The following is a 13,613-nucleotide window of genomic DNA, read 5'->3' as shown; positions in this document are numbered from 1 at the left end:
GCATGCCCAAGAACAAGACCCCGCGCTTCTACTTCTCACTGCGCAGCCCGTACTCCTGGCTCGCGTACCAGGAACTGACGGAACACCACAAAGACCTCGTGGAGCGGCTGGAATGGCTGCCGTTCTTCGAACCGGACGAGACCAGCGCGCGGATGCTGCGAGAACGCGGCGGACGGTTCCCGTACTCGGAGATGTCGCGGGAGAAGAACCGGTACATCCTCCAGGACGTCGGCCGGATCACCAAGGCACGCGGCATCACCGTGAACTGGCCCGTGGACGTCGAGCCGGTCTGGGAGGTTCCGCACCTGGGCTATCTGGTGGCGGCCCGGGAGGGCCGGGGGCACGACTACATCGCCGCGGTCTACCGGGCCCGGTTCGGCGAGGGGCGCGACGTCTGCGACCCGGCGACGATCGCGGACATCGGCCGCGAGCTGGGGATCCACCCCGAGGTGATCTCCCGCGCCCACGAAGACCCCGAACTGCGGGAGCGGGGTGCGGACATCCTGATGGAGGTCTGTACGGACGGCGTCTTCGGAGTGCCGTTCTTCGTCAAGGGTTTCACCCGCTTCTGGGGGCTCGACCGGCTCGACGCCTTCGTGGAACACGTGCGTACCGGGGTGGCCTCCGCGGCGTCCCTGGCACCCGCCACCGCCGGCGCGGTGGGCGTCGGCCGCTCGGCCGACGACGGCCACGCGGGCGGCTGCGGCTGACCGGGCCGCTCGTGGGCCCTGCCGGGTCGTGTCCCGGCCTGCCCACGGCACGCCACAGGGGTGTGGCGAACCGTCAGTTCCCGGTCAGTGCGCTGTCAGCGCGCTCGACCACCATCGATCACGACGCTGCCCTGCCCGCTCCGGACAGCCGGACGGGGCAGCGCTTCATGCATGGCCCCAAGCCCTTGAGCGTCCAGCGCTGATCGCGCTGCGCCGGCCGGGACGGCCGCATGGACCTGGTGAACCTTTCCGAGGGGATTGCAATGACGCGTGTGCCGACGGCCGGACTGCCGCTCACCGCTGGCCAGAAGGACATCTGGTTCGACGAGAAGCTCACCGGCGGCGGTGCCACGTACAACACCGCGATCTACTGGGACATCAAGGGCCCGCTGGACCGTGCGCGGTTCACGGCGGCGCTGGCCCGGCTCGCCGAGGAGTCGGAGTGCCTGCGGACCCGCTTCTTCGAGGTCGACGGCGAGCCCCGCCAGGTCGTCGAGGACCTCGCCGAGCTGCCGCTGACCGTCACCGACGTCAGCGGCGCCGCCGACCCCGTGGCCGCCGCGAACGAAGCCATCCGGGCCGACCTGCGGGTTCCCTTCACGGTGGGCGGCGACACGCCCCTGTTCCGGTTCAGCGTGTTCACGCTCGCCGCGGACCGCACGATCTTCTGCCTGCTCAACCATCACCTGGCGTCCGACGGCTTCAGCTACGTCATCTACTGGCAGCGGCTGTCCGCCATCTACGAGGCGATGACCGCGGGCACCTCGCTCGACGAGGGGCGCTTCGCCCCGCTGAGCGCGCTGATCGAGGCGGAGGCCGCCTACGCCGATTCCCCGCGCCAGGACCGCGACCGGGCCTATTGGCTGGATCACTTCGCCGACGCCCCCGAACCGGTGACCCTGGCCCGTCGGGACGCCGAGCCGGCCCAGTCGTTCCTGCGCGAGGGGACCGTCCTCGCCGACGACCTGGCCCAGCGGCTGCGGGCGGTTGCCTGGGACGCCCGGGTGACCTGGCAGACCGTGCTGGTCGCCGCGCTGGGTGCCTACACCCAGCGGATGACCGGGACGGACGACGTCATGCTGTCGCTGCCGGTCACCGCCCGCGTGGGCGGCGCTCTGCAGAACATCCCCGGCATGGTCGTCAACTATCTGCCGCTGCGGCTGCGGATCGGGCCGCGAACGACCCGCGGCGAGCTGCTCGCCGCCGCGCACAAGGAGATCACCGGCGCCCTCAAGCACCAGCGCTACCGCGTCAGCAAGGTACGCCGTGGCATGGGGCTGGCCAGCGACGACCGGCGCCCGTTCGGCCCGTTCCTCAACATGATGCCGCAGATCGAGAAGCTGACCATCGGGCCGTGCGAGGCCGTCCTGCAGAGCCCTTCGACCGGTCTGGTGGACGACCTGGAGTTCACCGTCGCCGACAAGGGCACGGCCGGCGTCGGCGTCGACCTCAGCGCCAACGAGAGCCGCTACGACCGCGACGAGGCCCGTGACCACCTGCAGCGCTTCATCGCCTGGCTCGACCGGTTCGTGACCCTCGGCGCCGACGACCGGCTCGGCGCCCTGGACCTGCTGGCGCCCGGTGAGCAGACGCGGCTCACCCGCGTGCTCACCGGCCCCGAGCGGCCCGAACCGTACCTCGGTGTCGTCGAGCGGGTACGTGCCCGGGCCGCCGAGCGCCCGGACGCCGTGGCCGTGACCGACGACGCGGGGAGCCTGACCTACGCCCGGCTGGCCGGCCGGGCGGGCGCGCTCTCCCGACGGCTCACCGGATCCGGTCCGGTGGCCCTGCTGGTCGAGCCCGGACGGGACTTCGTCGTCGCCGAGCTGGGTGTGCTGGGCTCCGGCCGCGCCTTCCTGCCGCTCGACGCGCGCTCGCCGCACGCCCGACTGACCGCGCTGCTCGCCGACAGCTCGGCCACCTGCCTGGTGGCCGACGCGGACAACCGGCGACTGGCGGAGCGACTGGCGGCGGAGGCCGGCCACCAGCTCGATCTGCTGGTCCTGGACGGCGCCGAGGACGCACCGGAGGACCTCCCGCCGGTCGTCGGCGGTCCCCAGGACCTGGCGTACGTCATCTTCACCTCCGGCTCCACGGGCAAGCCCAAGGGCGCGATGGTGCAGCGCGGCGGCATGATCAACCACCTGCTTGCCAAGGTCGAGGAACTCGCCCTGACCCGAGCGGACAGCCTGGTGCACAACGCGCCGGTGACCTTCGACATCACGGTGTGGCAGACCCTGACCACCCTGCTGGTCGGCGGGCGGATCCGGGTGGTGAGCCGGGAGACCGCGGCCGACCCGGACGCGCTGTTCGGCGTCATCGGAGACGAGGGCCTGACCACCCTGGAGGTGGTCCCCTCCCTGCTGCGCGCCACGCTCGACGCGTGGGACACCACCGGCAGCGCCCCGAAGCTGCCCGGCCTGCGCTGGATGATCTCCAACGGAGAGGCACTCGCCCCCGAGCTGTGCGACCGCTGGTTCTCCCGCTACCCGGCGATCCCGCTGGTCAACATGTACGGTCCGACCGAGTGCTCGGACGACGTGACGCACGCCTACGTCCGCCGGGGCGACCTCCTCGACGGGGCGTACGTCCCGATCGGCCGGCCGCTGCGCAACACCCGGCTGTACGTGCTGGGCGACGAACTGCGGCCGGTGCCGCAGGGGGTGCCGGGCGAACTCTTCATCGGCGGCGCCGGTGTCGGCCGCGGCTACCTCGCCGACCCGGGCCGTACGGCCACCACCTTCGTGCCCGACCCGTTCGTGGGCCGGGGCGCGCGTATGTACCGCACCGGCGACCGGGTGGTGCTGCGCGCCGACGGGCAGCTGGACTTCATCGAGCGCCGCGACCACCAGGTCAAGATCCGCGGCCACCGCATCGAGCTGGGCGAGGTCGAAGCCGCGCTGCGCGCCCTGCCGGGCGTCTCCGACGCGGTGGTCACCGCGAGCGCCGACCAGGTCGGCCAGAAGCGGCTCATCGGCTACTACGTGCCCGAGCAGCCCGCCCCGAGCACCGACGCGGTCCGTGACGGACTCGCCGGCGTCCTGCCCGGCTACATGGTTCCGGCCGCCCTCGTCGCCCTGGACCGGCTGCCGTTGACGGCGCACGGCAAGGTGGACCGCAAGGCCCTGCCCGCCCCCGACTTCGCCGCGCCGGCCGCGGCAGTGGCCGGCGCCGCGTCCGAGGCTCCGCGCAACCCCACGGAGCAGCTCGTCGCCCAGGTGCTGGCCGAGGTGCTCGGGTTGCCCTCGGTCGGCCCCGACGACAGCTTCTTCGCCCTCGGAGGCGACAGCATCAGCTCGATCCAGGTGGTCAGCCGGGCCCGTAAGGCCGGGCTGGTCATCACCTCCCGCGACGTCTTCCTGCACCGCACGCCGGCCGCCATCGCGGCAGCCGCGCAGCCCGTGGAGGACAAGGCCCCGACGGCCGCCCAGGACGGCGTCGGTGAGATCGAGCCCACCCCGATCGTCGACCAGCTCCGCGAGGAGCTCGCCGAACATCCCGACGCCGCACGGGAGTTCAGCCAGTACGTGACGCTCACGGTTCCGGCCGGAACCGACATGGAGCAGCTCACGACCGCCGTACAGGCGCTGCTGGACACCCATGACACGCTGCGGATGCGGCTGTCCGTCCCGGCCCCTGGGCTCTGGTCCCTGGAGGCGCTGCCCGTCGGCGCCGTGTCCGCCTCGGACACCGTCACGCGGGTCGACGTCTCCGGCGCCGACGAGGATCCGCTGCCCGGCCAACTCGCCGCCGCGCGTGGCCGGTTGCGGCCCGAGGACGGGCTGATGGTGCAGGCCGTACTCCTCGACGCGGGCCCGGACCGGCCGGGCCGCCTGCTGATCGTGATCCACCACCTGGCCGTCGACGGGGTCTCCTGGCGCATCCTGCTGCCCGACCTGGAGGCCGCGTGGAACCAGCTGACGCAGGGCCGACCGGTGCGGCTCGAACCGGTCGCCACCTCCTACCGCGGGTGGGCCCAGGCCCTTTCGCAGGAGGCCCGCACCGCCCGGCGCGCGGCTGAACTGGCCTGGTGGTCCGAGCAGTCGGGCGCTGACGAGCCGGTGCTCGGCACCCGTGCCCTCGACCCGGTCCGGGACACCCACGCGACCGCCGGAGAGGTCACGATCGAGCTGACCGTCGAGCAGACCGCCGAGCTCCTCACCTCCGTGCCGGCGGTCTTCCACGCGGAGGTCGACGACGTCCTGCTGACCGGCCTGGCGCTGGCGATCGCCGACCGGCGCCGACGGCACGGCGCCTCCGCCGCCCGGACGGTGGTGGAGCTGGAGGGACACGGCCGCGAACCGATCCACGGTGAGCCCGACCTCTCCCGCACCGTCGGCTGGTTCACCAGTGTGTACCCGGTCGCCCTGGACCTCGGCGACCTCGACTGGAACGAGGTCGCGGCCGCCGGCGAGAGCTGCGGCAGGGCGCTCAAGCGCGTCAAGGAACAGCTGCGCGCGGTGCCGGGTCACGGCCTCGGCCACGGCCTGCTGCGGCACGTCAACCCGCAGACCGCCCGCGTGCTGTCCCGGCAGCCCGTGCCACAGCTCGGCTTCAACTACCTGGGCCGCTTCACCGCCGGCACGGGAGAGGCCTGGCAGATGGAGTCCGGGGCTTCCGGCCAGAGCGCCCACCCGGACACGCCGCTGCGCCACCCCGTCGAGGTCGTCGCGGTCACCGAGGACCGCCCCGGGGGACCGGTGCTCTCGGCGACCTGGACGTACGCCGGCGGGCTGCTCCCGGAAGAGGACGTCCGGGAGCTCGCCGAGGGCTGGTTCCGCTCGCTGCGCCTGCTCGCCGAACACGCCCGGCGCCCGGGGGCGGGCGGCCGTACCCCCTCCGAGTTCCCGCTGGTGACCGTCGGCCAGGACGAGATCGAGGCCTACGAGCGCGAGGTCGAGGAACTGACGGACATCCTGCCGCTGTCGCCGCTGCAGCGCGGGCTGCTGTTCCAGGCGGAGTTCGACCGGCACGGGATGGACGCCTACACCCTCCAGGTCCTCATGGACATCCAGGGGCCGCTGGACAAGGCCGCGCTGCGCCGGGCGGTGGCGGCTCTGCTGGAGCGCAACGACGTCCTGCGGGCCTGCTTCCGCGACCGGGACGCCGGCGACCCCGTGCAGGTGATCCCGGGAACCGTCGAGGTGCCCTGGTACGAGGTCGACCTGACCGACACCGCGGCAGACGGCAGAGAAGACGAGACGGTCCGGCTGACCGACGAGGAGTGGTTGCGCCGGTTCGACGTGGCCGAGGCCCCGCTGACCCGGTTCACCGTCTACACCCTGGGGCCGGACCGGTACCGGGTGGTGTGGACCGCCCACCACATCCTGGTGGACGGCTGGTCCCTGTCGGCCGTCCTCGCCCACGAGCTGGTCACGCTGTGGTCCAACGGCGCGGACACCTCGGCACTGCCACCGGTCGCCTCGGTGCGCGGTTACCTGGAGTGGGCGGGCGCACAGGACAAGGAGGCGGCGCGGACGGCGTGGCGGCAGGAACTGGCCGGAGTGGCCGAGCCCACCCGGCTCGGCCCCGCCGACCGTGACCGGGTCGACTCGCTGCCCGGGACCTGGAGCGTGGAGCTGCCCGAGGACCTGACGCAGGCGCTGACCTCGTGGGCCCATGCGCGCGGCCTGACGATGAACACCGTCATGCAGGGCGCCTGGGCGGTGGCCCTGGGCCGGCTGACCGGACGCCAGGACGTCACCTTCGGCGCGGTTGTCTCCGGGCGCCCCGCCGAACTGCCGGGCGTGGAGCAGATGGTGGGCTCGTTCATGCACACGCTGCCCGTGCGGGTGCCCCTGACCCCGGGGACCACGTTCGAGGAGATGCTGACCGACCTCCAGTCCCGTCAGCTCACCCTCGAACCGCACCAGCACCTGGGCCTGGCCGAGGTGCAGCAACTCGCCGGGGTGGGCGAGCTCTTCGACACCGTGGTGAGCTTCCACAACTACCCGACCGGTGTGCTCGACCGCATCGGCGAGCACGTTCCCGGGCTGTCGATGCTCGACTGGCAGGCCCGGGTGATCGCCGAATACCCGCTGGCGCTCGGCGTGTTCCCCGGCGACCGCCTGCGGCTGGAGGCCCAGTACCGCTCCGACGTCTTCGACGTCCGGGGTGTCGGGGCGATCGTGGACCGCCTCGTGCACGTCCTCCGTGCGCTGGTCGCCGCTCCCGGCGCACGGCTGGGCAGCGTGGACGCACTGGGCGACGAGGAGCGCCGCCTCCTGCTCGGTGACTGGGCCGGCCACGCGGCGCCGGTCGCGTCCCGCCCCGCGACCGAGGTCTTCGAGGAACACGTCGCCCGGACGCCGCAGGCCGTCGCGGTCGTCGACGGCGAGGACGAACTCACCTACGCGGAACTCGACTCCCGCGCCAACCGGCTGGCCCGCCTGCTGATCGACCGTGGCGTCGGCCCCGAGGACCTGGTCGCGGTGACCCTGCCGCGCTCGGCCACGATGGTGGTGGCCGCGCTCGCGGTCCTCAAGGCGGGCGCCGGCTATCTCCCGGTCGACTCCGCATACCCCGCCGACCGCATCGGGTACATGCTCGAGGACGCCCGCCCGGTCGCCGTACTCACCACGGAGGAGATCGCCGCCGGCCTCCCCGGCACACCGGCGGCCGTCGTCACCGTCACCACCGACGGAACTCCTGGCGACCTCGCGCGCTACGACGACCACGACGTCGTCGACGCCGAGCGCCGCGCTCCGCTGGACGCCCGCCATCTCGCCTATGTCATCTACACCTCCGGCTCCACCGGACGGCCCAAGGGCGTCGCCGTGGCGCACCAGGGCCTGCTGGCGATGGTCTCCAGCCTGGTCGAGCGCTTCGGCCTTGACAGCGACACCCGGGTGCTGCAGTTCGCCTCGTTCAGCTTCGACGCGTCGGTCTGGGAGATCATGCTGGCGCTGCTCAACGGCGGCACGCTGGTGATCGCCGACGAGGAGTGCCGCACGCCCGGCCGGCCCCTGGTCGACCTCATCAACAAGGCCCGTGTCAACCTGGCGGGTCTGCCGCCGGTGGTGGTCGGCGGACTGCCCGAGGGCAGCACCCTGCCCGCCGATCTGCGCCTCGCGGTCGCCGGCGAGGCCGTGCCCGCCGAGGTCGTCGAACGCTGGGCGGCGAGCGTACGGCTGTACAACGGGTACGGCCCGACCGAGGCCGTGGTCAGCTCGACGGTGGCCGGCCCGCTGTCCGGGACCGGCCGGCCGCCCATCGGCCGCCCGACCTCCGCGCACCGTGTCTACGTCCTGGACCGCGACCTGGCGCCGACCGCGGTCGGCGTGACCGGCGAACTGTATGTCTCCGGCGGACTCGCCCGCGGCTATCTGCGCCGGCCGGACCTCACCGCCCAGCGGTTCGTCGCCGACCCGTACGGTGCTCCCGGCGAGCGGATGTACCGCACCGGCGACCTGGTGCGCCGGCTGGACGACGGTCAACTGGACTACGTCGGCCGGGCCGACGACCAGGTCCAGCTGCGCGGCTTCCGGATCGAGCTCGGCGAGATCTCCTCGGTGCTGCTGGCCCAGGAGGGCGTGGCCCAGGCCGCGGTCACCGTGCGCGAGGACGAGAGCGGGGACCGGCGGCTGGTGGCGTACGTCGTCCTCACCGACGAGGACGCCGTCGCCGAGGGGCTGCGCGAGCGGGTGGCCGGCGAACTGCCCGACTACATGGTCCCCTCCGCGGTCGTGGCCCTGCCCGAGCTGCCGCTGACCCCCCAGGGCAAGCTCGACCGCAAGGCGCTGCCCGCGCCGAGCGCGCACACCGCGGCGCAGGGACGTGAGCCCCGCAACCCCGTCGAGGACATCCTCCGCAGTCTGTTCGCCGACGTGCTCGGCCTGGACCGGGTCACCATCGACGACGACTTCTTCGACATCGGGGGCCACTCGCTGCTGGCGACCCGGCTGGTCAGCCGGGCCCGTACGGCGCTGGGCGTGGAACTGCCCATCCGCGCCCTGTTCGAGGCGCGCACGGTGGCCGCCCTGGCCGGGCAGCTGGACACCGCCGACGCGGCCCGCCCCGCCCTGGCACCGGCCCCCGCGGCCGCCGGCCGGCCGCTGTCCTTCGCCCAGCAGCGGCTCTGGTTCCTCAACCGCCGCGAGGGGCGCACCACCGGCACCTACAACTCGCCGATGACCTTCCGGCTCACCGGGCGGCTGAACGCCGAGGCCCTGCGGGCCGCACTGCGGGACGTGGCGGCCCGGCACGAGGTGCTGCGCACCGTGATCCCGGAGACCGACGGCATGCCGTCGCTGCGGGTGCTGGACGCCGACGACGGTGCTCCGGAGCTGAAGGTCCGGGCCCTGTCCGAGGACGGTCTGGCCGCCGCCCTCGACGCCGAGTACGACCTCGGCTTCGACCTGACCTGCGAAACGCCCCTGCGGGTAAGGCTGTTCAGCCTCGGCAAGGGCGAGCACGTGCTGCTGCTGGTCTTCCACCACATCGCCTTCGACGGCTGGTCGATGGCACCGCTGCTGGGCGACCTGTCGGCCGCCTACCGGGCGCGGTGCGCCGGCGGGGCCCCCGGCTGGGCGCCGCTCCCGGTGCAGTACGCGGACTACGCGGTCTGGGAACGGCAGCTGCTCGGCTCGGCGGACGACCCCGGCAGTCACCTCTCCCGGCAGCTGGCGTACTGGAAGCAGACGCTGGCCGGGCTGCCCGACGAACTGGCCCTGCCCGCCGACCTCCCGCGGCCGGCGGTGAGCGGAAACTCCGGCGGCGAGGTCATGTTCGAACTCGACGCCGAGCTCTACGCCGCCCTGGTGGCCATCGCCCGGCAGGCCGGCGCCACCGAGTTCATGGTGCTCCAGGCCTCGTTCGCCGCCCTGCTCACCCGGCTCGGCGCCGGGACCGACATCCCGCTCGGCACCTCGGTGGCCGGGCGCACCGACGACGCGCTCGGCGACCTGGTCGGCTTCTTCGTCAACTCCCTGGTGCTGCGCACCGACACCGCGGGCGACCCGGCCTTCACCGAACTGCTGGCCCGGGTCCGCGAGACCGACCTGGCCGCCTACTCCCATCAGGACGTGCCTTTCGAGCAGATCGTGGACGCGCTCAACCCGCCGCGCTCGCTGGCCCGGCACCCGCTGTTCCAGGTCATGCTGACGCTGCAGAACAACGAGGACGCCCCGCTGGTGCTGCCCGGTCTGACGGTGCGCCCCGCCTTCGTCGAGTCCGGCCGGATCAAGGTCGACCTCGCCCTGCAGTTGCTGGAGTGGCCCGAGGACGGCTCCATGCGGGGCCTGCTCGGCTACAGCACCGACCTGTTCACCCGGGCCACCGCCGAGCGCCTCGTGGCCGGCTTCGTACGGCTGCTGCGCGCGGTGGCCGCCGACCCGGGCGTCCGGCTGAGCCGGCTGGACGTGCTGGGCGAGGACGAACGCGCCCAGGTGCTCACCGCGTGGAACGACACCGCCCGGGAGGTGCCCGACACCACCCTGCCCGAGCTGTTCGCCGCGCAGGCCGCACACACCCCTGACGCCACCGCGGTGCTCGCCGAGTCGGGCACCCTCACCTACGCGGAGCTCGACGCCCGCTCCAACCAGCTGGCCCGGCATCTGATCGAGGCCGGTGCAGGCCCGGAGAAGGTCGTGGCGCTCGCCCTGCCCCGGTCGCCGGAGGCGGTCGTCGCGGTGCTCGGTGTCCTGAAGTCCGGTGCCGCCTACCTGCCCGTCGAGGCCGACGAACCCGTCGAGCGGATCAAGCGGATGTTCGCCGAGGCCGCGCCGCTCAGGGTGGTCACCACCGGTGGCCTCGCCCGGCGGATGCTGGCCACCGGGACGACCCCGGTGGTGGTGGACGGGCCGGCGGTGAAGGCCGCGTCAGCGACGGTGGTCACCGACACCGACCGTCCGAACCCGCTGCGCCCGGCCCATCCCGCCTACGTCATCCACACCGCCGGCGCGGGCGGCCGCCCCAGGGGCGTCGTCGTCGAGCACCGCGCGGTGGTCAACTACCTGACGTGGGCCCGGGAGACGTACCACCGCGCCGGCGACGACGCGCTGCTGGCCACTCCGCTGTCCTTCGACGTGTCGGTCACGGGACTGTTCCTGCCGCTGGTCACCGGCGGCACGGTGCGCCTGGCCGAACTCGCCGAGGACGACGCCACGGCGCGCGGCGGAGCCGCGTTCCTCAAGGGCACCCCGACCCACCTCGCGCTGCTGGGCGCGCTGCCCGACGGCTGCTCGCCGAGCGGCGAACTGGTCCTCGCCGACGAGCCCGTGCAGGCCGAGCGGCTGGACGAGTGGCGCGCGGCCCACCCGCGGGTGCGGGTGGTGACCGAGTTCGGCCCGACGGAGGCCACGGTCGGCGCGCTCTCCCGGATCGTCGAGCCCGGCGAGGAGACCGGCACCGGAGTCCTGCCGCTGGGCCGGCCGATCGGCAACGTACGGGCGTACGTCCTGGACCCCTGGCTGGGACCGGTCGGCCCCGGCGTGCCCGGCGAGCTGTACCTCGCCGGCGACGGCCTGGCCCGCGGCTACGTCGGCAGCCCCGCGGCGACCGCCGAACGCTTCGTGCCCTGCCCCTACGGCCCGCCCGGCTCCCGGATGTTCCGGACCGGCGACCTGGTGAAGTGGGGTGCGGACGGTGACCTGAGGCACGTGGGCCGCTCGGACGACCAGGTGCGGGTGCGCGGCTTCCGGGTCGCCCTGCGCGAGATCGAAGAGGTGCTGGCGTCGCAGGCGGCGGTGGACCGGGTGGCGGTGGTGGCCCGTGAGGACCGTCCGGGCGACGTCCGGCTGGTGGCGTACGTCGTGCCCGCCGACGGGGCCGTGCCGGACACCACCGCCCTTGCCGGGGCCGCGGGTTCGGCGCTCGCCGCGTACATGGTGCCGTCCGCGTGGGTGGCGGTCGACGCACTGCCGCTCACCGCGGACGGCCGGGTGGACCGGGCCGCGCTGCCCGCCCCGGAAGAGGCGCGGGACACGGCCGGGACCGCACCGCGCGACGAGACCGAGTCCGTGCTGCACGACATCGTCACCGAGGTGCTGGGGCTGGCCCGGATCGGGGTCGAGCAGAGCGTCTTCGACGTCGGCATGGACAGCATGAAGTCGCTGCTGCTGGTCAGCGGGGCCCGCAAGGCCGGACTCGACGTCACCGTCGCCGATGTCTTCGTGCACCAGAGCGTGGCCGAACTCGCCGAGGTCTGCCGCGGTGGCCCGGTCGAGGCCGCCACCGGGCCGGAGCACCGCAGCGGCGCGGAGCTGATGTCGCAGGCGCTCGCCGCTCCGGCGGCGCCCGACATGGCCGATCCGTTCAGCGCGATGCTGTGCATCAGGCCGACCGGCAGCCTGCCCCCGGTGTTCTGCGTGCACAGCGGCGTCGGCTTCAGCCTGCCGTATCTGCCGCTCGCCCGGCACATCGGTGCCGAGCACCCGATCTACGGCATCCAGGCGCCCTGCGTGGTGGACTTCGCGCCGCTGCCCGGGTCGGTCGAGGAGATCGCCGGCGACTACATCCGGATGATCAAGGAGGTGCGGCCCGAGGGTCCGTACCACCTGCTCGGCTGGTCGTTCGGCGGCACCATCGTCTACGAGATGGCCGTCCAGCTGCGGGCCGCCGGCGAGGAGGTCGGCGTGCTCTCCGTCCTCGACGCCTATCCACGCACCGGGGTGCCGGACGACCGCGAGGAACAGTCGCTCTACGCCTGGCTGCTGGAGGGCATCGGACACCATCGCTCCGAGTTCGGCGACCGGGACCTGACCGTCCAGGACATCTTCGAGACCCTGCGCCGCGACGACAGCCCGCTGGCGCGGATGGGGGAGCGGCGGATGGCGGCGATGGTCGACCTGATGAGCCATCACCAGACGCTGAAGTCCCGGTACGCCCCCGGGCGTTACGAGGGGAAGATGCAGCTCTTCGTCTCCGAGTCGGCGCTCTCCGACGGCGAGCGGGCCGACAAGGTGGGGCTGTGGAAGCCGGTCTTCGACGGGCCGATGGACGTCCACCACCTCGCCTGCACCCACGACGAGATGATGAGCCACGGACCACTCCAGGAGATCGGCCCGGCCGTCACCGCCGAACTGGCCCGCTGGCACGCCAAGAACACCAAGAACGCCAACAACACCGAGAACGCCGGGCGGCAGTCATGACGGCCGCCGCCACCCGGCCCGCTCCCGTGGCGGCGCTCGTCACCGAGATCTCCGCGGTGACCGGCCGCCGCCTGCGGCACCTGCGGCGGGCGCCCGCCCGGGTGCTGGGCGTGGCGCTCAGCCCACTGGTGAGCATGGTGATGCTCGGCTACCTGTTCCGGGACTCCATCACACTGCCGGGCGGAGGCACCTACGGGGAGTACGTCTTCGCCGGCGGAGCCGTCCAGGTGGCCCTCGCCTGTGTGGGACCCACCGCCATCTCCGTGGCGCTGGACCTGCACGGCGGTATGACCGACCGGTTCCGTTCGCTGCCGATCAGCCGCTCCGCGGTGCTCTTCGGACACACCCTCGCCGACCTCCTGGTGGGTCTGCTGGGGCTGGCCGTCGTCACCGGCGCCGGGCTGCTGCTCGGCTGGCGCCCGCACACCGGGCCATGGTCCGTGCTCGCCGGCTTCGCACTGATCGGCGCGTTCATCTACGTGATGCTGTGGCTGGGCGTGCTGTTCGCGCTGACCCTGCGCAACGTGGAGACGATCAGCGTGATCACGCCCTTCGTGGTGATCGTGCTGCCCTTCCTGTCCAACGCGTTCCTGGCCTCGCAGAACATCCCGTCCCTGATCCGGCCGGTCGCGGAGTGGAATCCGGTGAGCGCCGTGATCGCCTGCTGCCGTCGGCTGTGGGGCAACCCCGCGAGCACCGGCGGCACCTTCCCCGCCGACCACCCCTGGGTGGTGGTCGCGGTGTCCCTGGGCCTGCTTCTCGCCCTCTGCTCACTGGTGAGCCTCCGCCGCTACCGCACCGCGGGCGCCTGACC

3 protein-coding genes are annotated in these 13,613 nt (G+C 73.2%); all 3 read left to right on the top strand.

What is annotated here, in order from left to right; all coding sequences use genetic code 11:
• The first annotated feature begins 2 nt into the window (after positions 1-2).
• The 3 genes from ACGFZQ_RS23770 to ACGFZQ_RS23760 all read left to right on the top strand — a co-directional run bounded on the left by ACGFZQ_RS23770 (position 3) and on the right by ACGFZQ_RS23760 (position 13,611).
• Complete coding sequence (locus ACGFZQ_RS23770) at positions 3-710, top strand: DsbA family protein (RefSeq protein WP_351728684.1); 708 nt, start codon at positions 3-5, stop codon at positions 708-710.
• 263 nt (positions 711-973) lie between these two features.
• Positions 974-12,799 carry an amino acid adenylation domain-containing protein gene (locus tag ACGFZQ_RS23765; protein ID WP_393841973.1) on the top strand — a complete coding sequence of 3,942 codons (11,826 nt, stop codon included), beginning with the start codon at positions 974-976 and terminating at the stop codon, positions 12,797-12,799.
• Positions 12,796-13,611: an ABC transporter permease gene (locus tag ACGFZQ_RS23760; protein ID WP_393841972.1), complete on the top strand. Its 816-nt coding sequence runs from the start codon at positions 12,796-12,798 to the stop codon at positions 13,609-13,611. The genes ACGFZQ_RS23765 and ACGFZQ_RS23760 overlap by 4 nt, the downstream gene beginning before the upstream one ends.
• Positions 13,612-13,613: the final 2 nt, after the last annotated feature.

Source organism: Streptomyces sp. NPDC048254, assembly GCF_043201895.1.
GTDB lineage: Bacteria > Actinomycetota > Actinomycetes > Streptomycetales > Streptomycetaceae > Streptomyces.
The sequence above is the reverse complement of the archived record's forward strand: the minus strand, read 5'-3'. Positions and strand labels throughout refer to the sequence as shown.

Coding starts and splice junctions, on each gene's coding strand:
- ACGFZQ_RS23765 (WP_393841973.1), top strand. CDS start 974: ATGACGCGTGTGCCGACGGCCGGACTGCCGCTCACCGCTGGCCAGAAG.
- ACGFZQ_RS23760 (WP_393841972.1), top strand. CDS start 12,796: ATGACGGCCGCCGCCACCCGGCCCGCTCCCGTGGCGGCGCTCGTCACC.
- ACGFZQ_RS23770 (WP_351728684.1), top strand. CDS start 3: ATGCCCAAGAACAAGACCCCGCGCTTCTACTTCTCACTGCGCAGCCCG.